The organism is Ruegeria sp. CG8, assembly GCF_056537165.1.
Map to the genome: position 1 here is coordinate 570,070 of NZ_JBQFRA010000001.1, position 25,801 is coordinate 595,870.

Annotated in this window: 27 protein-coding genes and 1 tRNA gene; 17 read left to right on the forward strand and 11 right to left on the reverse strand. The window is 60.3% G+C overall.

Translation table 11 applies throughout. The features are described from left to right. Genes nuoK through ACR0EF_RS02825 form a run of 7 tightly spaced genes read left to right on the forward strand, consistent with a single transcriptional unit; the run spans position 1 to position 8,697 of the window. A complete protein-coding gene (nuoK, locus tag ACR0EF_RS02795) occupies positions 1-306 on the forward strand; it encodes an NADH-quinone oxidoreductase subunit NuoK (protein ID WP_005984024.1) in 306 nt (101 codons plus the stop codon). Between the two features lie 6 nt (positions 307-312). Beyond that, positions 313-2,439 carry an NADH-quinone oxidoreductase subunit L gene (gene nuoL / locus ACR0EF_RS02800; RefSeq protein ID WP_170371484.1) on the forward strand — a complete coding sequence of 709 codons (2,127 nt, stop codon included), beginning with the start codon at positions 313-315 and terminating at the stop codon, positions 2,437-2,439. Further along, positions 2,439-3,980 (forward strand): NADH-quinone oxidoreductase subunit M, encoded by a 1,542-nt coding sequence (locus ACR0EF_RS02805; RefSeq protein ID WP_170340407.1) that lies wholly within the window; start codon positions 2,439-2,441, stop codon positions 3,978-3,980. The genes nuoL and ACR0EF_RS02805 overlap by 1 nt, the downstream gene beginning before the upstream one ends. A 15-nt stretch (positions 3,981-3,995) precedes the next feature. Next, complete coding sequence (gene nuoN, locus ACR0EF_RS02810; protein WP_093964920.1) at positions 3,996-5,438, forward strand: NADH-quinone oxidoreductase subunit NuoN; 1,443 nt, start codon at positions 3,996-3,998, stop codon at positions 5,436-5,438. Positions 5,439-5,492: 54 nt separating this feature from the next. Next, positions 5,493-6,242, forward strand: a complete 750-nt coding sequence (locus ACR0EF_RS02815; protein WP_170369290.1) for a biotin--[acetyl-CoA-carboxylase] ligase — start codon at positions 5,493-5,495, stop codon at positions 6,240-6,242. Positions 6,243-6,253: 11 nt separating this feature from the next. Continuing rightward, positions 6,254-7,033, forward strand: coding sequence for a type III pantothenate kinase (locus ACR0EF_RS02820; protein ID WP_093964922.1), 780 nt, complete (start codon positions 6,254-6,256; stop codon positions 7,031-7,033). Then, positions 7,030-8,697 (forward strand): ribonuclease J, encoded by a 1,668-nt coding sequence (locus ACR0EF_RS02825; protein WP_170371482.1) that lies wholly within the window; start codon positions 7,030-7,032, stop codon positions 8,695-8,697. Before ACR0EF_RS02820 ends, ACR0EF_RS02825 begins: the two co-directional genes overlap by 4 nt. Positions 8,698-8,703: 6 nt before the next feature. On the opposite strand, the gene ACR0EF_RS02830 is transcribed toward ACR0EF_RS02825, so the two are convergent. Both ACR0EF_RS02830 and ACR0EF_RS02835 read right to left on the reverse strand, forming a co-directional pair. Then, positions 8,704-9,405, reverse strand: coding sequence for an NUDIX hydrolase (locus ACR0EF_RS02830; protein WP_093964924.1), 702 nt, complete (start codon positions 9,403-9,405; stop codon positions 8,704-8,706). A 24-nt stretch (positions 9,406-9,429) separates the two neighbouring features. After that, entirely contained in the window at positions 9,430-9,828 is a 399-nt protein-coding gene (locus ACR0EF_RS02835; protein WP_170369286.1) for a DUF983 domain-containing protein, read from the reverse strand. Between the two features lie 217 nt (positions 9,829-10,045). On the opposite strand from ACR0EF_RS02835, the gene ACR0EF_RS02840 reads away from it, so the two are divergent. Genes ACR0EF_RS02840 through ACR0EF_RS02855 form a run of 4 tightly spaced genes read left to right on the forward strand, consistent with a single transcriptional unit; the run spans position 10,046 to position 11,947 of the window. Next, on the forward strand, positions 10,046-10,513 hold the full coding sequence (locus tag ACR0EF_RS02840; protein WP_170371480.1) for an EF-hand domain-containing protein: 468 nt from the start codon (positions 10,046-10,048) through the stop codon (positions 10,511-10,513). A gap of 6 nt (positions 10,514-10,519) precedes the next feature. Next, positions 10,520-11,134: an RNA polymerase sigma factor gene (locus tag ACR0EF_RS02845; RefSeq protein ID WP_093964927.1), complete on the forward strand. Its 615-nt coding sequence runs from the start codon at positions 10,520-10,522 to the stop codon at positions 11,132-11,134. Further along, on the forward strand, positions 11,127-11,480 hold the full coding sequence (locus ACR0EF_RS02850) for a hypothetical protein (RefSeq protein WP_254429904.1): 354 nt from the start codon (positions 11,127-11,129) through the stop codon (positions 11,478-11,480). Before ACR0EF_RS02845 ends, ACR0EF_RS02850 begins: the two co-directional genes overlap by 8 nt. Continuing rightward, a complete protein-coding gene (locus ACR0EF_RS02855) occupies positions 11,477-11,947 on the forward strand; it encodes a periplasmic heavy metal sensor (RefSeq protein ID WP_170369278.1) in 471 nt (156 codons plus the stop codon). The genes ACR0EF_RS02850 and ACR0EF_RS02855 overlap by 4 nt, the downstream gene beginning before the upstream one ends. Before the next feature lie 5 nt (positions 11,948-11,952). Here the strand turns inward: ACR0EF_RS02855 and ACR0EF_RS02860 are convergent, their stop codons facing one another. Next, entirely contained in the window at positions 11,953-13,353 is a 1,401-nt protein-coding gene (locus tag ACR0EF_RS02860; RefSeq protein ID WP_170371478.1) for a diguanylate cyclase, read from the reverse strand. An 88-nt stretch (positions 13,354-13,441) separates the two neighbouring features. Here ACR0EF_RS02860 and ACR0EF_RS02865 point away from each other — a divergent pair, with 88 nt between their 5' ends. The 5 genes from ACR0EF_RS02865 (at position 13,442) to ACR0EF_RS02885 (ending at position 17,846) form a co-directional block, all read left to right on the forward strand. After that, positions 13,442-13,726, forward strand: coding sequence for a DUF3572 domain-containing protein (locus ACR0EF_RS02865; protein WP_170369274.1), 285 nt, complete (start codon positions 13,442-13,444; stop codon positions 13,724-13,726). A 26-nt stretch (positions 13,727-13,752) separates the two neighbouring features. Beyond that, the gene (locus ACR0EF_RS02870; RefSeq protein ID WP_170369272.1) at positions 13,753-14,445 is read left to right on the forward strand and encodes an HAD family hydrolase; all 693 of its coding nucleotides are present in this window, start codon (positions 13,753-13,755) and stop codon (positions 14,443-14,445) included. A 119-nt stretch (positions 14,446-14,564) separates the two neighbouring features. Beyond that, positions 14,565-16,124 (forward strand): trimethylamine methyltransferase family protein, encoded by a 1,560-nt coding sequence (locus ACR0EF_RS02875; RefSeq protein WP_170369270.1) that lies wholly within the window; start codon positions 14,565-14,567, stop codon positions 16,122-16,124. Between the two features lie 145 nt (positions 16,125-16,269). Further along, positions 16,270-16,854 carry a heme NO-binding domain-containing protein gene (locus tag ACR0EF_RS02880; RefSeq protein WP_170369268.1) on the forward strand — a complete coding sequence of 195 codons (585 nt, stop codon included), beginning with the start codon at positions 16,270-16,272 and terminating at the stop codon, positions 16,852-16,854. Continuing rightward, entirely contained in the window at positions 16,854-17,846 is a 993-nt protein-coding gene (locus tag ACR0EF_RS02885; RefSeq protein WP_170369266.1) for a GGDEF domain-containing protein, read from the forward strand. Before ACR0EF_RS02880 ends, ACR0EF_RS02885 begins: the two co-directional genes overlap by 1 nt. A 29-nt stretch (positions 17,847-17,875) precedes the next feature. Here ACR0EF_RS02885 and ACR0EF_RS02890 read toward each other — a convergent pair whose 3' ends face one another. The 8 genes from ACR0EF_RS02890 to ACR0EF_RS02925 form a co-directional block, all read right to left on the reverse strand. After that, positions 17,876-18,571: a CbiX/SirB N-terminal domain-containing protein gene (locus tag ACR0EF_RS02890; protein WP_170369265.1), complete on the reverse strand. Its 696-nt coding sequence runs from the start codon at positions 18,569-18,571 to the stop codon at positions 17,876-17,878. A 63-nt stretch (positions 18,572-18,634) separates the two neighbouring features. Continuing rightward, a complete protein-coding gene (locus tag ACR0EF_RS02895) occupies positions 18,635-19,567 on the reverse strand; it encodes an AEC family transporter (protein ID WP_170341050.1) in 933 nt (310 codons plus the stop codon). Positions 19,568-19,628: 61 nt separating this feature from the next. Beyond that, entirely contained in the window at positions 19,629-20,426 is a 798-nt protein-coding gene (locus ACR0EF_RS02900; protein ID WP_170369263.1) for an MBL fold metallo-hydrolase, read from the reverse strand. After that, positions 20,423-21,238, reverse strand: coding sequence for a TatD family hydrolase (locus ACR0EF_RS02905; RefSeq protein ID WP_170369261.1), 816 nt, complete (start codon positions 21,236-21,238; stop codon positions 20,423-20,425). The genes ACR0EF_RS02900 and ACR0EF_RS02905 overlap by 4 nt, the downstream gene beginning before the upstream one ends. Next, positions 21,235-22,356 (reverse strand): DNA polymerase III subunit delta', encoded by a 1,122-nt coding sequence (locus ACR0EF_RS02910; protein WP_170369259.1) that lies wholly within the window; start codon positions 22,354-22,356, stop codon positions 21,235-21,237. Before ACR0EF_RS02910 ends, ACR0EF_RS02905 begins: the two co-directional genes overlap by 4 nt. A gap of 7 nt (positions 22,357-22,363) precedes the next feature. Next, on the reverse strand, positions 22,364-22,990 hold the full coding sequence (gene tmk, locus ACR0EF_RS02915) for a dTMP kinase (RefSeq protein WP_170341058.1): 627 nt from the start codon (positions 22,988-22,990) through the stop codon (positions 22,364-22,366). After that, positions 22,987-24,153, reverse strand: coding sequence for a D-alanyl-D-alanine carboxypeptidase family protein (locus tag ACR0EF_RS02920; RefSeq protein WP_170364444.1), 1,167 nt, complete (start codon positions 24,151-24,153; stop codon positions 22,987-22,989). Before ACR0EF_RS02920 ends, tmk begins: the two co-directional genes overlap by 4 nt. Positions 24,154-24,166: 13 nt before the next feature. After that, positions 24,167-25,270, reverse strand: a complete 1,104-nt coding sequence (locus tag ACR0EF_RS02925) for an SPOR domain-containing protein (protein WP_254433920.1) — start codon at positions 25,268-25,270, stop codon at positions 24,167-24,169. Positions 25,271-25,535: 265 nt separating this feature from the next. Here ACR0EF_RS02925 and ACR0EF_RS02930 point away from each other — a divergent pair. After that, a tRNA-Ser gene (locus ACR0EF_RS02930) sits at positions 25,536-25,625 on the forward strand. Positions 25,626-25,801: the final 176 nt, after the last annotated feature.

Below are 25,801 nucleotides of genomic sequence, written 5' to 3' on the forward strand. Positions count from 1 at the left end.
ATGATCGGACTTGAACACTATCTTACCGTCGCGGCGACTCTGTTCGTCATCGGCATCTTCGGTCTCTTCCTGAACCGCAAGAACGTCATCATCCTGCTGATGAGCATCGAACTGATGCTGTTGGCGGTGAACATCAACCTCGTGGCGTTTTCCAGCTTTCTCGGCGATCTGGTCGGGCAGGTGTTTACGCTGTTCGTGCTGACCGTGGCCGCGGCCGAGGCTGCGATCGGGCTGGCCATTCTGGTCTGCTTCTTCCGCAACCGCGGCACCATCGCGGTTGAAGACGTCAACATGATGAAGGGGTAAGGGATCATGGAAACCACAATCCTCTTTGCCCCGCTCGTGGGCGCGCTGATCTGCGGCTTTGGCTGGAAGTTCATCGGCGAAAAGGCCGCGCTGTGGACGGCCACGGGCCTGCTGTTCCTGGCCTGTCTGCTGTCCTGGATCGTCTTCTTCAGCTTTGACGGACAGACCCAGCAGATCGAGATCATGCGCTGGATCGAGAGCGGCTCGCTGTCGACCTCGTGGGCCATTCGTCTGGACCGGCTGACCGCCATAATGCTGATCGTCGTCACCACGGTTTCGGCGCTCGTGCACCTTTATTCGTTCGGCTACATGGATCACGACCCGCAGTGGCGCGAGGGCGAAAGCTACAAGCCGCGCTTCTTTGCATATCTGTCCTTCTTCACCTTCGCCATGCTGATGCTGGTGACGGCCGACAACCTCGTACAGATGTTCTTCGGCTGGGAAGGCGTGGGCGTCGCGTCGTACCTGCTGATCGGTTTTTACTATCGCAAACCCTCGGCCAATGCGGCGGCGATGAAAGCGTTCATCGTCAACCGTGTGGGCGACTTCGGCTTCGCGCTTGGGATATTTGCGCTGTTCTTCCTGACCGACAGCATCAACTTCTCGGATATCTTTGCCGCTGCACCCCAGCTGGCAGAAACGCAACTGACCTTCCTGTGGGGCGAATGGACCGCGATCGAGGTCATCTGCGTGCTACTGTTCATCGGTGCGATGGGCAAGTCGGCGCAGTTGATCCTGCACACCTGGTTGCCGGACGCGATGGAGGGCCCGACGCCCGTGTCGGCGCTGATCCACGCAGCCACCATGGTGACGGCCGGTGTGTTCCTGGTTTGCCGTATGTCGCCGCTGATGGAGTTTGCGCCTGGAGCAACCGGGTTCGTCACCGTTGTGGGGGCTGCCACCGCTTTCTTTGCCGCGACCGTGGGCTTGGTGCAGACGGACATCAAACGCGTGATCGCCTATTCGACCTGCTCGCAGCTGGGCTACATGTTCGTGGCCGCAGGCGTGGGCATGTATTCGGCGGCGATGTTCCACCTGTTCACGCATGCCTTCTTCAAGGCGCTCTTGTTCCTGGGGGCGGGTTCGGTGATCCACGCCATGCACCACGAACAGGACATGATGAACTATGGCAACCTGCGCAAGAAGATCCCCTATACCTTCTGGGCGATGATGATCGGTACCCTGGCCATCACCGGTGTCGGCATCCCGCTGACCACGATCGGCTTTGCTGGCTTCTTGTCCAAGGATGCCATCATCGAAAGCGCCTATGCCGGCGGATCGGCCTTCGGGTTCTGGGCGCTGGTGATCGCGGCCGCGATGACCTCGTTCTACAGCTGGCGCTTGATCTTCCTGACCTTCTATGGCGAGGAGCGGGGCGACAAGCACACGCATGAGCACGCGCATGAAAGCCCGATGGTCATGCTGGTGCCGCTGGGTGTTCTGTCGCTGGGCGCCGTGTTCGCGGGTATGATCTGGTACAACAACTTCTTCGGTCACGCCGATCAGGTGGGCAAGTTCTATGGCATTCCGGTTGCCGAGGCGCATGCCGACGCCGGTGACCATGCCAAGGCCGATGAACATGGCGACGACACGCATGCCACCGAATCCCATGGCGACGAGGCTGCGCATGATGACAAGGCGAAGGGCGGAGATCACCACTATGCCTTTGTCGGCAAACCGGGCGAGGGTGCGCTGTACATCGCGCCGGACAACCATGTTCTGGACGACGCGCATGCGGCGCCGAAATGGGTCAAGGTCTCGCCGTTCATCGCAATGGTTCTGGGCTTTGGACTGGCCTACCTGTTCTACATCGTGAACCCGGCGCTGCCGGGCCGCCTGGCCGAGAACCAGCGTCCGCTGTACCTGTTCCTCAAGAACAAGTGGTACTTTGACGAAATCTACGACGCGATCCTTGTCAAACCGACTGTGGCCCTTGGCCGGTTCCTGTGGAAGGGCGGTGACGGCAAGACGATCGACGGTTTCCTGAACGGAGTAGCAATGGGCGTCGTTCCCTTCTTCACCCGCCTCGCAGGCAAGGCGCAGACGGGCTACATCTTCACTTACGCCTTCTGGATGGTTCTGGGGATCGCCGCCCTGGTCACCTGGATGTCGATCGGCGGAGGCGCAAACTGATGGACAATATCCTATCCATTGTAACGTTCATTCCGGCCATTTCCGCCGGTCTGATGGCGCTGTTCCTGCATGGGAACGATGTGGCCGCACAGCGCAATGCCAAGTGGATCGCGCTGGTTGCGACCACAGTGACCTTCCTTGTTTCGATCGGAATCTATACTGAGTTCGACCCATCGAACACCGGCTTCCAGATGGTGGAAGAGGGTCAGTGGCTGCTGGGCCTGAAGTACAAGATGGGCGTGGATGGCATCAGCGTTCTGTTCGTGCTGCTGACCACCTTCATCATGCCGCTGACCATCTTGGCCAGCTGGAACGTGACCGACCGGGTCAAGGAATACATGATCGCCTTCCTGCTTCTGGAAACGCTGATGCTCGGCGTGTTCATGGCGCTGGATCTGGTGCTGTTCTACCTGTTCTTCGAAGCCGGGCTGATCCCGATGTTCCTGATCATCGGGATCTGGGGCGGCAAGGACCGGATCTACGCCAGCTTCAAGTTCTTCCTCTACACCTTCCTCGGCTCGGTTCTGATGCTGGTGGCGATGGTGGCGATGTATGCGGATGCAGGCACAACGGACATTGCCGCGCTCATGACGCACCAGTTCTCGTCCGAGAGCTTCAGCGTGCTGGGTGTCCACATTGTCGGCGGTATGCAGACGCTGATGTTCCTCGCGTTCTTTGCGTCCTTCGCGGTGAAGATGCCGATGTGGCCCGTGCACACCTGGTTGCCAGACGCGCACGTTCAGGCACCGACGGCGGGCTCGGTCGTGCTGGCGGCAATTCTGCTGAAGATGGGTGGCTATGGTTTCCTGCGTTTCAGCTTGCCCATGTTCCCTGTCGGGTCGGCCGTGATGACCGATCTGGTGCTGTGGCTGTCGGCAATCGCCGTGGTCTATACCTCGTTGGTGGCGCTGGTGCAGGAGGACATGAAAAAGCTGATCGCCTATTCTTCGGTCGCGCATATGGGTTTTGTGACCATGGGCATCTTTGCCGCCAACCAGCAGGGCATCGACGGGGCGATTTTCCAGATGCTCAGCCACGGGTTCATCTCGGCCGCGCTGTTCCTTTGTGTTGGCGTGATCTACGACCGGATGCACACCCGCGACATCGAGGCCTATGGCGGCCTGGTGATCCGGATGCCGGCCTATGCGTTGGTGTTCATGCTGTTCACCATGGCCAATGTGGGTCTGCCGGGCACCAGCGGGTTCATCGGCGAATTCCTGACGCTGATGGGCACCTTCCAGGTCAACACCTGGGTGACCGCAGTGGCGGCCAGCGGTGTGATCTTCTCGGCGGCTTACGCGCTGTGGCTGTATCGCCGCGTGGTCTTTGGCGACCTGATCAAGGAAAGCCTCAAGTCGATCACCGACATGAGCACACGCGAACGCCTGATCTTTGCGCCGCTGATCGTCATGACCATCCTGCTGGGCGTTTATCCGTCGCTGGTCACCGACGTGATCGGCAATTCGACCGCTGCGCTGATTTCGAACTATGACACGGCTCTGGCCGCGGCCGAGGCCGCGACCCAGGTCGCTTCGCACTAAGGGAGCTTTGGAGACATGATCCAGGCTGATCTCACTGTAATTCTGCCGGAAATCATTCTGGCGATCTATGCGATGGCGGCGCTGATCGGAGCTGTCTACACCAGCAAGGATGCGCTGGCTCCGGTTCTGGTCTGGACGACGGCCGGACTGATGGCGGCGCTGTCGTTCTGGATCGCGTCGAACGGCTCGGGGACCAACGTGGCCTTCAACGGCATGTTCATCGACGACGGGTTCGCCCGATTTGCTAAGGTCGCAATCCTGCTATCTGCCGCAGCGGTTTTGGTCATGAGCCAGGAATATATGGCGCGCCGGAACCTGCTGCGTTTCGAGTATCCATTGCTGGTGGCTTTGGCAGCGGTCGGCATGATGATGATGGTCAGCGCCGGCGATCTGATGTCGCTCTATATGGGTCTCGAGCTGCAGTCGCTGTCTCTGTATGTCGTGGCGGCCCTGCGCCGTGACAGCGCCAAATCGACCGAGGCAGGGCTGAAGTATTTCGTTCTGGGTGCGCTCAGTTCGGGATTGCTGCTGTTCGGCGCATCTCTGGTCTATGGGTTCACCGGCACGACGCTGTTCTCGGGTATCATCAACACGGTGCACCACGGAGATGTCTCCGTTGGCCTTCTGTTCGGCCTTGTTCTGCTGATCTCGGGTCTGGCATTCAAGATCTCGGCGGTTCCGTTCCACATGTGGACACCGGACGTTTACGAGGGCTCGCCCACCCCGGTGACGGCTTTCTTTGCAACCGCACCCAAAGTTGCAGCGATGGCCTTGTTCGCGCGCGTTCTGCATGATGCGTTCGGCGGTGCCATCGCGGACTGGCAGCAGGTGATCGTGCTGCTTTCGGTCCTGTCGATGTTGCTGGGGGCCGTGGCTGCCATCGGGCAGCGCGACATCAAACGGCTGATGGCCTATTCGTCAATTGCACATATGGGGTACGCGCTGATCGGTCTGGCCGCGGGCACCGAATTGGGTGTCAAAGCGATGCTGATGTATCTGGCGATCTATGTGACCATGAATATCGGCACCTTCGCCTTCATCCTGATGATGGAGCGCGACGGCAAGCCGGTGACAGACATCGACGCCCTGCGCCAGTATTCCAAGCGGGACCCGGGCAAGGCGCTGGCCGTGCTGATCCTGATGTTCAGCCTTGCCGGCGTACCGCCAATGCTGGGGTTCTTCGCCAAGTTCGGCGTCTGGCAGGCCGGTGTGCAAGCTGACCTGATTGGGTTGGTTATTGCATCGGCAATCGCCTCGGTGATCGGTGCCTTCTACTACCTGCGGATCGTCTTCTACATGTATTTCGGCGACGAAAACGAAGATCCGATCGAAACCCGCTCGACCCCGGTATTGTGGGTTGCTCTGATGGGGTCGGCCGCATTGATGTTGATCGGTGTGGTCTACCAGTTCGGGATCGAGGGCGCAGCGGCAGCCGCGGCGACGACGCTTGTCAACTGACCGTTTCAACAAAATCTGGAAAGGGGCTCGGCCATCAGGCCGGGCCTTTTTGGCATGAGCACCTGGCCCCAAGGATACGGTCTGCATATCCTGCAGGAAGTTGACAGCACCCTGAATGAGGCCGCGCGGATCGCACCCACTGCAACAGGTCCGGTCTGGATCATGGCGCATCATCAAACCGCCGCGCGTGGCAGGCGCGGCCGGGCGTGGTCCAACCCCCAGGGCAACTTGGCAGCAACCTTGTTGCTGCGGCCCGAGGGCAATCCAGAGCAGGCAGCCCTTCGCAGCTTTGTTGCCGCGCTGGCGCTTTTTGATGCCTGTGTTTCGGTCACCGGTCGCGCACAGGGGTTCGCATTGAAATGGCCGAATGACGTGTTGTTGAACGGCGGGAAACTGGCCGGCATCCTGTTGGAAAGCACGGGGCAGGGGCGCGACGTATCCCACCTTGCGATCGGCATCGGGGTGAACCTCGCAGACGCGCCTGATCCTGAGACAGTTGAGCAGGGAGCTCTGCGGCCCGTTTCGTTGTTGTCGGAAACCGGGGCTCAGGTGTCCGCCGAGGATTTTCTGACTGAGCTCGCCGATGCCTACGCAAAGCTCGAACTGCAGTTTGTTACCTACGGGTTTGAACCGATCCGCAAAGCGTGGCTGGACCGGGCCGCGAAGCTGGGCGAGGTGATTACCGCGCGCACAGGTGCTTCGGAAACCGTCGGGACCTTTGAAACGGTGGACGCGGGCGGCAACCTTGTCCTAAACACCGCCAAGGGCCGCGTCAGCATTCCGGCGGCAGACGTTTATTTCTGAAAGGGGCGCATATGCTTCTGGCCATTGACTGCGGCAACACGAACACCGTTTTCTCGATCTGGGATGGCGAGAAATTCCTGTGTACGCTGCGCACCTCGACCCACCATGCCCGCACGGCCGACGCTTACTTCACCTGGTACTCGACCTTGGTGAAACACTACGGGATCGAAGCTGACATCACCGACGTCATCATCGCCTCGACCGTGCCGCGGGTGGTGTTCAACCTGCGCGTATTTGCCGACCGGTTCTTTGGATGCCGGCCGCTGGTGGTGGGCAAGCCCGATTGCGAGTTGCCGGTGGCGCCGCGCGTTGATGAAGGGACGATTCCCGGTCCTGACCGTCTGGCGAATGCGGCCGGTGCATTTGATCGGCACGGCGGGAATGTCGTGGTGGTGGATTTCGGAACTGCCACGAATTTCGATGTGGTCGCTGCCGATGGCGCCTATGTCGGGGGGGTAATCGCCCCCGGCGTGAACCTCAGTCTCGAGGCATTGCACCAGGGCGCTGCAGCTCTGCCGCATATCGACGTGACGCGTCCCGAGAAAGTCATCGGCACAAACACGGTTGGATGTATCCAGTCAGGTGTGTATTGGGGGTATTCCGGCCTCATCGAAGGTTTGATCGACAGGATCAAGGCGGAATACGGAATGCCCATGAAGGTCATAGGAACAGGTGGTCTTGCACCGCTGTTCGATCAGGCCGATGTGGGCTTTGATGCAATTGAAGACGATCTGACGATGCACGGGCTTACCGTGATCCATCGCTACAACAAGGATACTGGCTCGGCATGAGCAGCGAAAGACTGATCTACTTGCCGCTCGGCGGCGCGGGCGAAATCGGTATGAACGCCTATGTCTACGGCTATGGCAAACCCGGTCAGGAACGCCTGATCCTGGTCGATCTGGGCGTGACCTTTCCCGACATGGATACAACGCCGGGCGTCGATCTGATCTACGCCGACATTTCTTGGTTGAAGGAACGTGCGGATCGGCTTGAGGCGATCTTCGTCACCCATGCGCACGAGGATCACGTCGGTGCCGTGGCCCATTGCCATGAGGCCCTTGGCGCGCCGGTCTACGCGCGTGCCTTCACCGCAAATATCGCGCGCCGCAAAATGGAAGATGCCGGACATCCGCCCGAAGCCGTGCGCACCGTTTCCGCCTGGCCCGAGCAGATCAAGGCTGGTCCGTTTACGGTCGGGTTCCTGCCCGTTTCGCATTCGATCCCCGAGAGTGCGGCGCTGGTGATCGACACGCCGGCTGGCCGTGTCGTGCATACCGGTGATTTCAAACTGGACACCAATCCGGTTGTGGGCGAACCGTTTGATCCCGATCTTTGGGCCGAAGTGGCCAAGCCCGGGGTCAAGGCGTTGGTTTGTGACAGCACCAACGTGTTTTCCTCGCATCCCGGTCGCTCGGAGTCGGAGGTTGGGCCGGCCATCACCCAATTGGTCGAGGACGCGACCGGTATGGTGGTTGCAACGACCTTTGCGTCGAATGTCGCGCGGGTCAAAACGCTGGCCGAGGCTGGGCATCGGGCGGGTCGGTCGGTGGTTCTGTTGGGCCGGGCCATGCGCCGTATGATCGAGGCTGCGACCGAGACCGGTATCCTGTCTGATTTTCCCCGCGTGATCAGCGCTGAGGAAGCCTTGGATCTGCCCCGCCAGAACCTGATGCTGATCGTCACCGGCAGCCAGGGTGAGCGCCGCGCGGCCAGCGCGCAGTTGGCGCGCGGCAAATACCGGGGGATCGAGCTGAAGGATGGCGACCTGTTCCTGTTCTCCTCGAAGACCATTCCGGGGAATGAACGCGGTGTGATCCGCATCATGAACCAACTGAGCGAAAAAGGCGTCGACGTGGTCGATGACAGCGCTGGCTTGTACCACGTTTCCGGCCACGCCAACCGCCCTGATCTTGAGCAGATGCATGCCTTGGTCGATCCTCAGATCGTCGTTCCAATGCACGGTGAACACAGGCATCTGCGGGAACACGCCAAGCTGGCCGAGGCCGCAGGTCGTGCCGGTGTCCTGGCGGTCAATGGCACGATGCTGGATCTGTCGGGGAACGCGCCCGAGGTCGTGGATTATGTCGAGACCGGCCGGACCTACCTGGACGGTTCCGTCAAGATTGGCGCGCTGGACGGTGTGGTGCGGGACCGTATCCGCATGGCTCTGAACGGGCACGTGACCGTAACTGTAATCCTGGACGAAGACGACGAGCCACTGGGCGAGCCTTGGTGCGATAGCATGGGCCTGCCGGAAACCGGCGTGTCGCGGGCCGGATTGATCGAGGTGCTGGAAGAGGACCTGAACCAGTTCCTGATGCGGGCTGATGTCAAAACGCTGCGGGACGATGACAAGCTGGAAGAAGCCATGCGTCGCATCGTTCGCCAAAGTTCGCAGATCGAAATCGGCAAAAAGCCCGAAGTCACAGTTGTGGTAAGCCGAATGAAATAAGGTGGCTCAGTCTGCTTCGGGCATCGCGTGGCCCTTGAGGCGCTGGAACAGGCTGGCTTCTTCGTTGTTCAGAAAGAACGGCACAGAGTCGGGGGGCGTTGTATCTGATACGCGCGCCTCGACTTCCGACAGAACAACCTCGGTGATGAACGGCAAGTCGAACTCCCGCGCCTGTTCCAACGGAATCCACTGTAGATGTGACAGCTCATCCGAAGCCTGGCTGAAGTCGTCCAGATCACCGTCGATGGCATCTGCGTCCAAAAGAAAAAAACGGGCGTCGAACCGTCGTGGGCGTCCGGGCGGGGTAACCGCGCGGAACACGAACTGCAGCGCTTCAGCCGACGGAATGTAGCCTCTTTCCGCGAAGCCGGTCCAGGCATGTGGAACCGGACCCGGCCAGGTATCCCGGGCACCGAGGATAAGCCCGGTCTCCTCCCACAACTCGCGAATTGCCGCCGCCGCCAGTGGCACATGCAGCCCGGCAGGGGCCTGATCGCTCAGCCGTTGCCGGCAAATCTCGGGTACCGGAGTGGCCAGCGGAACTAGCGCGTCTTCGGCATCCACGGCACCTCCCGGAAACACGAACTTGTTCGGCATGAAGGCCGCCGCGGCACCACGTTGGCCCATCAGGATCGACGGGGTTCGAAAACGGTCGCGCAAAACGATGATCGTCGCGGCGTCGCGAATTGCGGATTTGTCCACGGTCATGAGAGGCTCAGCTGCATTAACGGATCACTTGCTGTCGTCGAACCCGTGCATCTTCCGGGCCCATTGAACGCCGACGACCGCTCCTTTGAGTCTGGGCAGAAGGAACAGCGACAGCGCAACGCACGCGATCGAAAAGCCGATTGCCATGGCCCACGGAGACGGGCGCAGGCCGACGTAAGTGACATGCAGCGCCGGAGCCAGAAGATGTCCGACCAGCAGAATGGTCAAGTAGGCCGGCCCGTCATCTGCCCTGTGGTGAAACAATTCCTGACCGCAGTTTGCGCAGGTATCATTCACCTTCAGGTAGCTATGCAACAGCTTGCCTTTGCCGCAGTTGGGGCATTTGCACCGGAACCCTTTCACGATGGCGGGCCACGTGGGGCGTTCCTCCTGAGGGAGGGTGTCGATGGTTTGATCTGTCATCTTGATACTCGCGCTCGGATTTCGGGGATATTGCGCTTGTTTCATCCCGCAGAAAAGGGGGGTGCGTCGCTTTGCACCGACCCTATCGAAAATATTGACCGGAAATGCAGGTTTCAATGCCGGAAAAAATCTACGGACAGCGACGGAAACTTTGCCGGGCTGCGTTTGAATGAATGTAAGCAGCGGCACAGGGCCGCGACAACAAAGGAAACGAGCAATGAAGAGCGCAAAATTTATCTCGGCCATCATTCTTTCTGCAGTTGCCGTCACCGGGACGGCTGCGCTGGCCAAAGGACCTCGCGACCGTGAACCGGTGAGCTTTCAGGAGCTGGATGCCAACGGGGACGGCCAGGTGACCAAGGCCGAGATGGAGGCCCATCGCCTGCAGAAGTTCACCTCGGCCGATACCGACGGTGACGGAAAGATCAGCGTCGAAGAAATGCAGGCCGAGGCCCAGAAGAAGGCAAACGACCGCGTTTCCGACATGTTCGAGCGTCATGATGCCGACAAAGACGGCTTTCTGACTGCGGACGAGTTGCCGAAACCGCGCCGGGCTGACAAGATGTTTGACCGCCTTGATGTGGATGGAAACGGATCTCTGTCCGAGCAGGAGTTCGCCAATGCACGGGATGGAATGGGTCGGCACCACAAGAAGGGTGGCCGCCCGGACCCAGACAACAACTGACGCAGGATGAAGGACGTGCCGTCCTCTGCGCATACTGTCCGCGGCGACACGGTCGCCGCGGATGCCTGCAGCGACGACGTGTTGCTGAAGCGGTTTGCCGAAGGCGACGCCCAGGCAGCACGCCTGTTGACCGATCGGTTGGGGCCGCGGTGCTATTCGGTTGCTCTGCGCATGTTGAACAACAGGGCAGAGGCCGAAGACGTAACCCAGGAAGCGATGCTTCGGCTGTGGAAAGTGGCGGCGGACTGGGTTCCGGGGCAGGCCAAGATCTCGACCTGGTTGTACCGCGTGGTCTTGAACCTGTGTGTCGATCTGCGGCGGAAGAAAACAGCAGGCACATTGGACGATGTGCCAGAGCCTGAGGACGACCAGCCCAGTGTCGTGGACCGAATGCAGCAAAACGCCCGCGTGGATGCGTTGCAAGCGGCCTTGGCACAATTGCCCGAACGGCAGCGCGAAGCTGTCATTCTCAGGCATATCGAGGAGTTGTCCAATCCGGAAATCGCGGGAATCATGAGGATTTCCGTAGAAGCGGTAGAAAGTCTTGTTGCCCGCGGAAAGCGGTCGTTGACGGCCATACTGTCAGGCCGTCAGGAAGAGTTGGGGTATGACCATGTCTGACCAAGATACAGAACTGGATCTTTTGTTTGCCGAGGCACGGCAGGCACATGTTGATCTGCCCGACGATTTGGCCGTTCGTATCCTCACGGATGCCGAGGCCATCCGGCTTGCGGCGACAAAAACAGCGAAACCCAAGTCACAGGGGTTTCTGGGCAATCTCGTTGCCGGTCTCGGGGGCTGGCAGGCGCTCAGTGGGCTTGCGGCGGCCAGCGTTGTTGGCGCATGGGTCGGTTTTGCCGCGCCGTCCTTTCTGCCGGACCCGGCAAATTACATAATGACCCAGGATGCATCCTACATGGTCGCCAATCTCGGTCTCGAGGCCGCGTTTCTGGAGGAAGCGGAATGAATGAACACGTCAAACCCCCACGGCGCTGGGTGCCTGTGCTGCTGGTCGTATCCCTTGGTCTGAATCTGCTGGTCGCCGGGGTGATCATCGGGACTGCGCTGCGGTTTCATGGTGTGCGGGACGATGTTCCTCCCGGATTTGGGCCTGCCCTGTACCGCGCACTTCCTGATCCGCAACGCAAGGCGTTGAGAGGAGATCTGGCTGACAAGCATCGGCGCGGGGCCGAGAAAAGGTCTCGTGATTTCAAGGCGCTTGGCAAGGCGCTGCGGGCCAATCCGTTCGACCGCGATGAAGTCCAGAACCTGCTGGAAGAACAAGCCAGGGCGAATGACGAAATCCAGGCAGCACTGCAAGAGCAATGGCTGGCTCGGGTTTCGGCCATGTCCGACGAAGAACGAAAAGCTTATGCCGACCGCTTGGAAGACGTGTTGAAGCGGCGCCCGGATCCCAAGAAACGCAAGGACTGACCCGTTTAGGCAGCGTTCTGTTTAATCCACACTTGGTTCCGGCCGGCCTGTTTGGCCGCATAAAGCGCCTTGTCCGCACATTTGAACAGGCTTTCGGCCGACAGTGAGCCGTCCGGAATTGGGGAGAAGGGTGGCTCGCATACCTTCAGCCCGATGCTGACCGTCACCGGAAGCCGGGCAGGAATGTCCGGCAGGACGACCGGTACGCTGCTGACGCCGTTGCAGATATCGGCCGCCTTCCTGAGCGCCTTTTCGCGGGTCGCGTTTGGCAGTCCGAACAGGAATTCCTCGCCTCCGATGCGGGCGAGGAAACCGTCAGGTCCGAAAGCACGTTTCATCCGTTTTCCGGCCTCGACCAAAACCCTGTCGCCGGCACTGTGGCCGTAACGGTCATTGATGGATTTGAAATGGTCCAGGTCGGCCAGCATGATCGCAAAACCCCGCTGTTTGTGCACCGAACTGTGCAGCAATTGGTCCATCGCGGTCTGTGCGAAACGACGGTTGTTCAGGCCGGTCAGCGTGTCGATCCACGATTCCTCAATCCCACGGCGCAACGAGTCGCGCATTTGCTCGTCATGCGCCTTGCGTGCAATCAACGCCTCGACCCGAAGCGATACTTCGTCAGGGCAGAACCCTCCGAGGCAAATTGCATCGGCGCCACGATCCAAGGCCTCGGCGGCAAGAGTGGCGTTGTCATCGGGAATGATTCCGATCAGAGCGGTCCGCCGGGTGCCGGTGCGGGATTTGAGGTCGGCCAACATGTTCAGGCCGGATGGATCGCGGTTCAGTTCGACAACTATCGCGTCAGGTATGGTGCCAGACAAGACGCCGCTAAGGTTGGGCAGGGTATGGCTGCACACCGAATACTGCGTTCGTCCGTTCAGGGCTTTGTGCCACAGCGTGCGAGTACGTGCGGTGTGGGCCAAGACGGCGATCTGACCATGCCGCGCGGGCGTGATCATTGCTGCGGGGGCTTCGGCAAATCCCACGGATTGAGGGTTGCCACTGTTCTTCAGATCCTGAGTTTCCGCACGGGCGCGCAGCAGGCTTCGCACACGCGCCAGCAACAGCGTATCTTTGAACGGATAGGCCAGAACGTCATCCAGCCCCTCGGACAGGTTCCGCAGCCGGGCGGTCCGGTCGTTCTGAGGCGCAATCGCGACCACAGGGACATCCTGCAGGGCCGGAACGGACAGCATCAGTCTTTTGACGTCGCCCGCGTCTCCGTCGGGTAGTGTCTGGGCCGTCAGCACCAGATCCGGCCGGGTCCGGCGCAGCAACGCCCCAAGACCAGCCAGCTTCTCGCCCTGCACGACATGATACCACGCCGCCGTCAGCTGCACCTTCAGCATGATGCGATTGGTCGAGACCCCGTCGAGGACAAGGATGGTTCCCTGCACGGACATTGTTTTCACCGTAGATTGCATGCCTTGCCAAAGTGTTTATGAGTCTGGTTAACAAACCCTTTCCAAATCTTCGAACCGGGGCCTGATCATGCCGATCTCTGCCGAATTCGCCGAAACTCTGGCCTTGAAAGCGCTTGGGTGGCTTGTTGGGAACGATGAATTGTTGCCTGTTTTCCTTGGTTCGACCGGCGCCTCGGCGGATGACCTGAGGGACCGCGCCACAGAGCCCGAGTTTCTTGCTTCGGTGCTGGAATTTCTGATGCTTGACGATTCGTGGGTGTTGGCCTTTTGTGACGCAAACGCTGTCCCCTACGATCAACCGGCCCAGGCCCGAAGCGTCCTGTCAGGCGGCGCGGATGTTCATTGGACCTGAACGGGTCCGCGCAGGAGCAAAAATGCATGTCGATTGATGCGCTGGTTTTTGACAAGGACGGAACCCTGTTTGATTTCGCCGCCACGTGGGGGGCGTTCGGCAAGGCGGTGCTGCTGCGTCTGAGCGAGGGCGACAATGCGCGTGCGTCCGTGCTTGGAAAGAGCATTGGCTTTGACTTCGCGACAGAGACCTATTCCGAGGACAGTATCGTGATCGCTGGCACCGTCGACGAGGTCGCAGACGCCTTGTTCCCAGACCTTGACGGCTGGTCCCGCGAGGATCTGGTTCAGACCTTGAATGCGGCTTCTGCCCATGCGCCTCAGGTCGAGGCCGTTGCGCTTGCACCTTTTCTGCAATTCCTGAAAGACGCCGGCAAGAAGCTGGGTGTTGCGACCAATGACGGCGAGATGCCGGCGAAACGGCACCTGGCCTCGGTCGGAATCGAGACCTATTTCGATTTCATTGCGGGGTATGACAGTGGCCACGGGTTCAAGCCTGGGCCCGGCCAGTTGTTGGCCTTTGCCCAACATGTTGACGTCGCACCGGAGCGGATCGCCATGGTCGGCGACAGTCTGCACGATCTGGAGGCCGGTCGCGCCGCCGGCATGACCACGATCGGTGTTCTGACCGGATTGGCGAAGGTTGAGGATCTTGCACCGATGGCTGATGTCGTTCTTCCCGATATCAGCCACATCCCCGGCTGGCTGAACCTTCGTTAAAGCGCCTTGCCTGAAAATCGGCGGTTCATGAGTTGAAACCGACCTTGGCTGTCGCAGACAGAGCGGCCAGAGACCGGACTTCGGGTCTTGTTTGAGAGTAACAAACGCCGGAGGAACAGATGGCCGACACGAATACTCGCAAGCGCAGGGGTGGTGGACGCGCAGGCGCTGCAGCGCGCCGCGGTGCGGCAGTCATCGACCAGATGCCATGGAACCCGCCGATCAACATCGACCGGCCAACCGAACCGTTGGGCCCCGAGGGCGTCGAAGCCATCCATGACGGCGCCATGCGTATTCTCGAGGAAATCGGCATCGAGTTCTACAACCAAGAAGCCTTGGAGATCCTGCGTGAAGCTGGATGCATCGTCAACGGAGACAACGTGCGCATGGGTCGTGACTTCGTTATGGAAATGGTCGCCAAGGCGCCGTCGACCTTTACCATCACGCCGCGCAACCCGAACCACACGATCGAGATCGGCGGCAAGACGATGTTGTTCGGAAATGTCTCGTCACCGCCGAACTACTGGGACATGGAGATCGGCAAGAAGGTTCCCGGCAACCGCGAAATGTGCCAGAACCTGTTGAAGTTGACGCAGTATTTCAACTGCATCCACTTTGCCGGAGGCTACCCGGTCGAGCCGGTTGACCTGCACGCCAGCGTCCGGCACCTGGATGTCCTGTATGACAAGCTGACGCTGACGGACAAGGCGATGCATGCCTATTCGTTGGGCAAAGAGCGCGTAGAGGATGTCATGGAAATGGTGCGCATCGCAGGCGGTCTCAGCCACGAGGAATTCGAGGCGTCGCCGCGCATGTACACCAACATCAACTCGACCTCGCCTCTGAAACACGACCACCCGATGATCGACGGGTGCCTGCGGCTGGCCCGGCGGGGGCAGGCCATTGTCGTCACGCCGTTCACTTTGGCTGGGGCCATGGCCCCGGTGACGATGGCCGGGGCCGTTGCGCAGTCGTTGGCCGAGGCGCTGTGTGCGATTGCCTTGTTCCAGTACGTACGACCCGGCATCCCATGTGTCATCGGGACATTCACCTCGAATGTCGACATGAAGTCCGGTGCGCCCGCGTTTGGCACGCCTGAATACATCCGGTCGACCCAGATGACCGGCCAGATGGCGCGGTTCTATGGGCTGCCCTTGCGCTCATCCGGTGTTTGCGCGGCCAATGTACCGGACGGCCAGGCCGTCTGGGAGACGTCGAATTCACTCTGGGCGGCGGTGCAGTCGGGGACCAACATGGTCTATCACGCGGCCGGATGGCTGGAGGGCGGCCTGATCGCGAGCCCGGAGAAGTTCATCATGGATTGCGAGATATTGCAGCAAATCCAAAGATATATGCAGCCTGAGATCTGCGCCACAGGCCCGGACGAAATCGCACTGGAAGCCATCCGCGCGGTCGGGAACGATGGGCACTTCTTTGGCATCCAGCACACCCAGGATCGCTATACCAACGCATTCTATCAACCCTTCCTGAGCGATTGGAAAAACTACGAGGGTTGGGAAGTCGCGGGTGGGATCTGGACAGCCGAACGGGCGCATCTGATGTTCAAGGAGATCATCAACAGCTTTGAGGCTCCGCCCATGGATGAGGCGATCCGAGAGGAACTGGCTGACTTCGTCGCGCGACGCAAAGCCGAAGGGGGCGCACCGACCGATTTCTGACAGCGCTACATCGGGCAGACAGTCTGAGCGTTAGGATGTCTCAGTCTGAGATTTTCGTGAATTTTCCGCATCTTGAAGTGCCGCATTTGGCTTTTGTTAAGATCTTTGAGGTGGGATCGGGCATGAAACCTTTTTGAGGGCATTCATGCACGGATTGATCAACAGGGCAGTTCAATCGTTTGTATGCGCGACCTATGGGCGTGAGCGCTGGCTTCGGGCGACCGAGGCCGCTGAACTTGGGTTCGCCGAGTTCGAAGCGATGCTCGTCTACGACCGGGAAAAGTCATATCGCCTGCTGGACGTGGTCTGCGATCAATTGAACCGTTCGCGGGACGAGTTCCTGGAGGATCTCGGAACCTATCTGGTCTCACACCCCAAAATGGAAGGATTGCGGCGCCTTCTGCGCTTTGGCGGCGTTACCTATGTCGAGTTTCTGCAGTCTTTGGATGATCTGGCCGACCGGGTCAAACTGGCGGTCTCTGACCTTGAATTGCCTGCCCTGGAGCTGCAGGAGTGCTCGCCCAACGAATTCGAACTGCGCTGCCATCCCGGGCTGGATGGGTATGCCAATGTCATGATCGGGATTTTGCGAGCAATGGCGGACGATTATGGCGCGCTCGTGATTCTGACGCATGCCGGGCAAAGGGGCGGGGTGGACGTCATCTCGATGGTTCTGGTCGAAAGCGCCTTTGCCGAGGGTCGTCACTTTGATCTGGGGGCGCGGAACTGATGATGGATCTGGATCAACTGGGCAGGATGTTGGAGACGTTGTGCCCGATGTTCACCTTGGTAGATCAGGATGGGCGTATCCTTCAGGTCGGGCCGACACTGCAAAAACTGCGCCCGGACCAGCCGATGGTCGGCAGCGGTTTTCTGGAAATTTTTGAACTGGAAAGGCCCAGAACCGTAACGACTCTGCCGGCGTTGATGGCGACGGCAGGTACCAAGCTTCATCTCAAGCTTCACGATGAACCGCGCACAGCACTGAAGGGGTTGGTGGCGCCGCTGCCTGACGATGCAGGCGCGGTTATCAACCTGTCCTTCGGGATATCGATCCTGGACGCCGTACGGGATTATGCCCTGACAAGTGCGGATTTCTCGGGTACCGACCTCGCGATTGAATTGCTCTACCTGGTCGAGGCCAAGTCTGCGGCGATGGAGGCTTCGAGGTCGTTGAACCTGCGGCTTCAGGGGGCAATGCTTGCGGCCGAGGAACAGGCCTATACGGATACTCTGACCGGCCTCAAGAACCGGCGCGCGATGGACCATATTCTCGAGCATTTGGTTTCAACGAAATCCACTTTTGCGTTGATGCACCTGGACCTGGATTTCTTCAAAGCCGTGAACGACGAATTGGGGCATGCCGCAGGCGACTATGTCCTGTCCCAGGCCGCCCGGATCATGCTGGAAGAAACCCGCAGCGATGACACCGTCGCCCGGATCGGCGGCGATGAATTTGTTCTGATATTCAAAAGCCTGTCGAGCAGGGCTCAACTTGAACGGATCGCCAATCGCCTGATTGGCCGCCTTCAGAAACCGATGGTTTTCGAGGGCGAGACCTGCGCGATTTCGGCGAGCATCGGTATCGCCCTCACGTCACAGTTTTTGTCCCCGAAACCGGCTGAGATTCTGCATGCGGCAGATTTGGCCCTGTACGAGGCCAAGCGAAACGGTCGGTCGTGCCATCGCTTCTATTCCGAAGAGGCGCGGGCACCGGAGTAGACCGGTGCGTCGATAGGCTGGTTGCTTGACTACTCAGCGAAAGCCCCGTCCAATGTGCGCGCGATGTGCGACTGGATTTCATCCAACTCGCCGACCACAGGCAGCACCGGGCCAGGAAATGCGGCCTTGCCCAGCTCGGCGGGAATATCATCCAACACGTGGCCCCCGGTGCAGGCAAAGAACGGCAGGCAGATCGCATGGTCCCCGGTCATTTGGGCGGCGTCACTGATCGATGGGGGTTCTTCGACAAATCCGCAGTGGATTGATTTCAGTGATATCAACCCGGCCAAACGGTCAGCGAATTCGTGGGTGACGGCTGCCGGGTTGCGGCTGCGGCCTGAGCCGTGTGCGGCAATAAGCAGATCCGTGGATGAGGTACTCCAACCTTGCTCGTCGATCAAGGGTTGAAGGGCGCGCGCCACCAGATTGGGTAGCTGCGGGTCAACGCCCAACGGGTCGAGTTGCCGAACTGCGCGCCCTTCAAGGCGCTTGGGAAGCGCAGAAGTCACGAACCATCCTTTCGCCATGAACAATGGATAAATCGCGCTGCCGTCCGGAATGTCATCAAGGACCTTTTCCAACGCGCCTGGCGCGGCGAGGGTCGCCGATCTGACTGTGACTCTATCCGTAAGTTGATCGATCCGAGCGGCCAGTATGGCCAGAGATGCCTCGGCCGGACCTGGGTCGGAGGGTTGGCCATGCGCTACGATGACGGCAGTCGGCATGCTGGGGCTTCCTTGTTCTGTTTCGGGATAGGTGTGGCGCCCTCCCGCAAAGTCAATTCGTCTTTATCCGAGCAACGTCAACCACATCCATACCGTAAGAATGGACACGCCTGTGCCAATCAACACCGAAGAGGCGGCAACTCGTTTGGCCCGGCCATACATGTTGGCGAAGATGTAGGCGTTGAAACCGGGCGCCATCGCCGCGTTCAGAACGCCCGAGCGGAAAAGATCTTGCGGCAGGGCGGTCGCTGTACCGAACAACCAGACCAGGCTTGGATGCAGAACAAGTGAAACGCAGCAAACATAGCCGATTGTCCGCAGGTCGCCTTCGGGCTTGTATTTGACCAGAACTCCACCCAGGGCGAACAGGGCGCCGGGCAATGCGGCGCGGGTCACCAGACTCAAGGCCTCGTCTGCCACTGCCGGAATGCCGACGCCCGTGAGATTGACGATGAAGCCCAGAGCGATGCCCAGGATCAGCGCGTTCTTGAACATTGCCGAAAGCACCGATCGAGCCATGCGCATACCGCCATTGCCTCGGTTGCGGATGACCTCCATCACGGTAATGCCGACGCAGTAGCAGAACGGCGAGTGGAACGCGATGATCGCATAGTTTCCGGTCAGGTTGTCGGGCCCATAGGCGCGTTCGGTGATCGGCAGGCCCAGCAGGACCGAGTTCGAGAACAGGCAGCAGAACCCGATTGCGACGCAGTCTTCCCATTCGCGCTTGAATATCAGGCGAGCGCCGAAAACCCCCGCAAGGAAACACAGAGCTGCGGCGGTATAGAAACTGCCCAGAAGGCGCGGGTCAAAGCTGGCGCTCAGATCCAGATGGGCGATGGCCAGAAACAGCAGGCAGGGGATTGCGAACCCCTGCGTGAACTTCATCAACCCGTCAATATGAACTTCTTTGAAGTAGCCCGTCAGCGTCGAGACATAACCAGCCCCAATCACAAGAAAGACCGGAAGGATGACGTCGATCAGGCTTTGCAACATGTCACGACCTCAATCCAGGCTGTTCGGTCAGAGCTGGGGGAAGCGCGTGCAATCCGATGTCCTAAAATGGCTGCCGGATCACCATGCCGTCATAGGCAGGCTCGACATGGTCCGGGGTCTCGGCATCGACGGCTGCATAGTCCAGATCGATGTGCATATTGGTCAGAACTGCCCGAGCCGGCTTTAGCTGTTCGATCCAGCCAAGGGTCTTTTCCAGGTGGGCATGGGTCGGATGCGGGTTCCGGCGCAGCGCGTCGATCACGAGGCAGTCCAATCCTTGAAGCTCGGGCCAGGCATCATCGTAGATTTCCGCAACATCAGGCAGATAGGCCAGGTTATTCATACGAAAACCAAGCGCATCGATCGATCCGTGGTTCACCTTGAACGGGCGAAACGGGATTGACCCTCCTGGACCGTCTATCGCGAACGGGCCGTCAATTGTCTTCAGGTCGAGGATCGGTGGATAGGGCGAGCCTTCGGGTTGAATGAACGCGTAGCCGAACCGCCCCAGCAATGCGTTTTGCGTGTCGCCATCCGCCCAAACGGGCACCCGCGCGCGCATGTTGAAAACGATCATGCGCAGGTCGTCGATGCCGTGCACATGATCGGCATGTGAGTGTGTGTAGACAACGGCGTCGAGGCGTCCGGTTCCGGTGTCCAGCAGTTGGCTGCGCATGTCCGGGGTCGTGTCGATCAGAACCGAGGTCGTGCCGTCCGGCCCGTCCCGTTCAACCAGCATCGAGCATCGGCGGCGGATATTGCGCGGATTTTGCGGGTCACAGTGTCCCCAATGCCCACCCAACCGGGGGACACCGCCAGAGGAGCCACAGCCCAGGATCGTGAACCGCAGCATGCTCATGCGGCAACCGGGTAGGCGGCCGCCTTCGCAAACAGTCGATCAAAATTCGCTTGGGTCTGCGCGGCGAAATCCGGGTAGTCCATGCCAAACAGTTCTGCGCCGACCCGGGCGGTGAAAGCGGTATAGCCGGGCTCGTTCCGCTTGCCCCGGTGCGGCGGCGGGGCCAGGTATGGTGCGTCGGTCTCTACCAGAATTCGATCGACGGGCGCCGCCGCAAAGATATCCCTCAGCTCTTGGCTTTTTGGAAAGGCCGCGATGCCGGACATGGAGAGGTAGAACCCCAAATCCAACGCCGCCCGCGCCAGTTCGGCCGAGGACGAGAAGCAATGCATCACACAAGAGTAAGGTGCGTTCCGAAACTCGTCCTGCAGGATCGTCGCCATGTCCTCGTCGGCTGCACGGGCGTGAATGATCAGCGGCAGGCCTGTACTTTGGGCGGCCTGAATGTGAACCCGCAACGAGCGTTTTTGGATTTCGGCGCTGTCAGCGGTGTAGTGATAGTCCAGCCCGGTTTCGCCGATGCCGACAAATTTCGGATGTCGGGACAATGCGACAAGTTCGTCGACGCTCGCCAGTGGCTCTTCGGACGCGCTCATGGGGTGGGTGCCGGCAGCGTAGAAAACCGGGGCATATGTTTCGGCGATCGCGCGCACGGTCGGCTCATTGCGCAGACGTGTGCAGATCGTCACCATCCGTGTCACGCCCACTTCGGCCGCACGAGCGATGATTGCGTCCAGCTGGCCCTCGAAATCCGGGAAATCCAGATGGCAATGGCTGTCAGTGATTGCGGGAGGTTGGGGCGTGTCGCTCATCTGCTCGGACCGGCGGTTTCCTGAATCTTGAACACCGTATCTAGGACGACGGCGACAGGGTCAAGGTTCACCGCCTGCCCGTGCCGCGCACGGGCCGTGATGATGGACGCGGCCTCGGCCCAGCCCAAGGCTTGTGGGCGCGAGGATGACAGGCGCAACAGAACTTCGGCTTCGTTTGGCGCAGCTTCGGGCTGCGGAGGCGCGCCGGTCGCACCTGTCAGAGCAAGGCGAGAAAGGGCGATGTCAATCAGATTCAAAAGCAGGTCATAGCGCTCGGCTGCTCCGCGCTGCGCGGCCGCTTCGGCCAAAGCCAGCGCGCGCTGGCGGTCAAGGCGGGGCAGGGTGCCAAGTATCTGGATCAGCTCGGCATAGATCTCCATCCCGCCCAGATTGATCAGCCGTACCGCGTCGCCTACGGAACCGGCGGCCAAAGCCGCGAGGTGATCGGATTGCGGAGGCAATTCGGCCCCGGTCTGTGCCAGCGCCGATTTCATGTCCTCCGGCGACAGCGGTGACAGGCGCAGGGTACGGCACCGCGAGCGGATCGTCGGCAACAGCCGTGACGGCTGATGCGAAACCAGCAGCAGTGTCGTGCGGGCAGGGGGCTCTTCAAGCATTTTCAACAACGCGTTTGCGGCGCTGACATTCATTTCGTCTGCCGCATCCACGATAACCACGCGGCGCCCGCCGTCCGCTGAACTGAGGCCGAAGAAGCGCCCCAGTTTTCGGATGTCATCGACAACGATCTCGTTACGCAGGCGGCCCTGATCATTCAGGGATCTGGTGATCGCGGCCAGACCGGGTTCGGCCCCCGCCAGCATCCGCGCTGCAACCGGGTGGTCCGGCGCGATGTCGAGTGTCGTCGGAGCCTCGGGCGCGCCGAACAGCCCGTCATCCTGTAGCGGCGGCGTGGCCAGCAGAAACCGCGCGATGCGCCATGCCAGGGTCGCTTTGCCCACGCCACGAGGGCCGGTCAGAAGCCACGCGTGATGCAGCCGGTCAGACGCAAAGGCGGTCAGGAAGGCTTGCTCGGCCGCATCCTGTCCAAACAGCCCGCGTGTCTCGCGCGGGTGAAGCGCGCCGGGCGCCTGGTCCGGTGTGGGTGTGTCGTCGCTCATTCGTGAATTACCGCAGAACCTTCAGGACGGTTTCTCTCACATCCACGGCCACGCTGTCCACGTCGCGATTGCCATCGATCACACGGAACCGGTCCTTGAACTCGTCCGCCAGCGCAAGGAAACCCGAGCGCATACGTTTTTGAAGGGCCGGACCAAAATCCTCGAAACGCTCTTCGGTGCCTTGCCGGCCTTTGGCGCGGGATAGCCCGATTTCCGGATCCATATCGATCAGCAAGGTCAGATCGGGCTCGCGGCCGATCATCAGGCCGTGGAGTTGGTCCACCAACGCGCGCAGATCTCCGCGCGACAGGCCCTGATACATACGGGTGCTGTCGGCGAACCTATCGCAAATCACGATCTTACCCGCATTCAAGGCCGGTTCGATCGTGCGCTCCAAATGATCGCGTCGTGCGGCCGTGAACAGAAGAATTTCGGTTTCCGCCGACCACCTGTCGGGGTCGCCTTCGAGGACCAACCGGCGAATTTCCTCGGCCCCGGGCGAACCGCCCGGTTCGCGCGTCAGAACAACGTCATGTCCGGCCGCCTCGAGGCTTTCTGCCAGCCTGCGGGCCTGCGTGGACTTGCCCGAACCGTCGATCCCCTCGAATGTCAGGAACAGACCGCGCGGACTCACATCGACTCCAGCGGGGTGTTGATCATGTCTTTCAGGACGATGCCGCCCACGGTCATCAGCCGCACTAGGAACCCGCCCATCGCCACATCCTCGGCCGCGACCAGAGGGCGCCGGATTTCGGGCAAACCTTCGGGCTGGATCACAAGTTCGGCCAGTTGTTGGCCCTTGGCGATCGGAGCGTTGATCGGGCCTTGATACACGACTTCGGCCTGCACGTTCTGATCGCCCAGAACGGGGAACAGAAGGGTGAGGTCACCGTCGGGCACAAGCCCAACCGTCTTTTGCGCGCCCATCCACACTTTGGCCTGTGCTATCGGCGTTTCGGCGTTGGCAACTGTCCTCTCGATAAAATTTCGAAACGACCAGTTAACCACGGCCTCAGCCTCCTCTGCCCGGCGAGAGATGCTGTCGAGCCCGGAAAGAACGAAGACCACCCGGCGATCGCCTTGCTTGGCCGATCCGACAAGGCCATAGCCCGCCTCTTGCGTGTGGCCGGTCTTCAGGCCATCGGCACCGATATCCAGTTTCAGCAACGGGTTGCGGTTGTTCACGTTCGACGGGGCGCGGCCGTCAAATTCGAAGGTTTCCTCGGCAAACAGCGGATAATATTCGGGAAAATCGGTGATCAGCCGGTCGGCCAGCACGGCCAGATCATGCACCGACATCATGTGACCTGCAGCAGGCCAGCCGTTCGAGTTGGTGAAGTTCGAGTGGTTCATGCCCATCTGCCTGGCGCGTTGGGTCATATAGCGCGCAAAGCCGGCCTCGGTACCGTCCGGGCTGAGCGCTTCGGCGATCACGACACAGGCGTCATTGCCGGACAGGACGATGATGCCCCGTAGTAGGTCCTCGACCCGGACCCGGTCCTGCGTGTTCAGGAACATGGTCGAGCCGCCATAGCTCATGGCATGTTCCGAGACCGGAAGCGTTTCATCCAGCGTCAGTCGACCGTCGCGCAGGGCTTCGAAGGCAACGTAGAGCGTCATCAGCTTGGACATCGATGCCGGTGGAAGCGGTTCATCGGCATTCTTCGACAACAGCACAGTGCCTGTCGTCTGATCGATCACGTAGGCCGCGCGCGCGGACGTGTCGAAGGCGTGAACCGGCAGGGCCAGCAGGGCAAGGCCCGCGGCCAGAACAGCCGATTTGAATGAGGTCAGCATTGGACCCTCCTGTTCAGTTCTTCACGATAAAGGCATCGGTAAAGCCCAGGTCTTTCATATCTCCGAGGATCGCCTTGCGTTCGGCGCGGGTTGTGGCAGGGCCGACCAATACACGCCAGACCGACTTGCCCGCCGACTCCAGTTCCAGAACTTCGGCCGCCAATCCGTTCGTGCGGACCTTTTCGGCCGCGGCTTTCGCATTCGCTTCAACCCCGAACGTTCCGATCTGAACATAGGGTTTGGTCAGGTTCGACGATGCGGCTGTGGCACTGGCCGCCGCAGCCGGCGTCGGCTCGGATGCGTCAATGGCGGCCGCTGCACCTGCGATCGGGTCCAATGGCGTCTCGGTAATTTCATTGGGATCTTTCTTCTGCCACCACTTGCGTTTTTTCTGGGCGGGTGGCGGTGCGACGACCGGATCCGTCAATGCAGCGGTCGCGGACGCATCTGCTGCTTCCTCAATTGCGGGCGCAGCTTCTTCGGCGGCGGCGCTTGCGGCCGCTCCGGCCGCGGCAGCACCGGCGACCACGGCACCGGTGTTTTCAGGTGTTTTTTTCTGCCACCATTTCCGCTTGGCCGGCTTTTCTTCGACATTTTCGTCGGGCCCGGCCGTTGTGACTTCTTCGGCTGCGGTTGCTTCGGCGGCGTCTGCAGTTTCTTCGGTCGGGGCTGCTTCGGGTTCCGGCGAAGACTCCGGCTCGATCGTTTCGCGGCGGAGTGCAACCACCTGCAGACGGGCAGGAGCGCCGGCAAGCATTCCCAGTTTTTCAGCCGCTGCCGAGGACACCTGAAGGGCCGGCCCGGGCAGGTTTCGTTCCCGGCGGAACAAGGCGCCCGTTACGGTCTTGTTGTTGCTTGTGTTTTTGATGGCGACCCGCTCGGGCTGAGACGCGCTGGGGTGTGCCACCCAGATGCCACCCAACGAAGGACGCCCATCCCATAGCCCAGCCTCGGTCACTTCGAAGACGTCCGGCGCTTCAACATCGCGCTGAGAGCCGCTGGCGACTTCGGGGAACAGTTCCGTGGTGTTGCTTTGGGTCTGCCCATCGTCACTGGCTGCCTCCGAGGAAGACTTGCCTGCGTTCAAAGCTTCGTCGCATCCCGTCAGCGCAGTCATTGCAACAACCAGCACCGCCAACGGCCGCGGTCCAAAGCGTGTCTCTGTCGCTCGCTTCATATTGTGTTATCCCTTGCCTGTAGGGCCTTTGCGTGGCTGGCCCCAACCGCGGTTCGACCGGTTCTTTTGCCGGCCTCCTGCAGTCATTGCGCAAATCATAACCTGCGGGTTGTTTCAAGGAAAGACCGCGGGTCCGGCTTCGGCAAGAAATCCCTCTTTTGGACTTGCCACCAACCGATGTTCGTCCTAGACCGCTGCCAGCGCCGGGGAGGTGGCAGAGTGGTCGAATGCGGCGGTCTTGAAAACCGTTGGGCGTGAGAGCGTCCCCAGGGTTCGAATCCCTGTCTCCCCGCCACTCATACCTGTCTCACTTCAGTTGTATTTTCTGATCCGGAATTGTTACGCAATTCCCGCGCGTTGGCGCATGCGCTTTCAATCAGAGACGAAGCAAACCGTACATTCAGAGGACAATTCAGGCGCGAGTCTCAGTGTCGCATTTTAGCGGGGTCGCTTTGGGCTGGATTTCCCTGA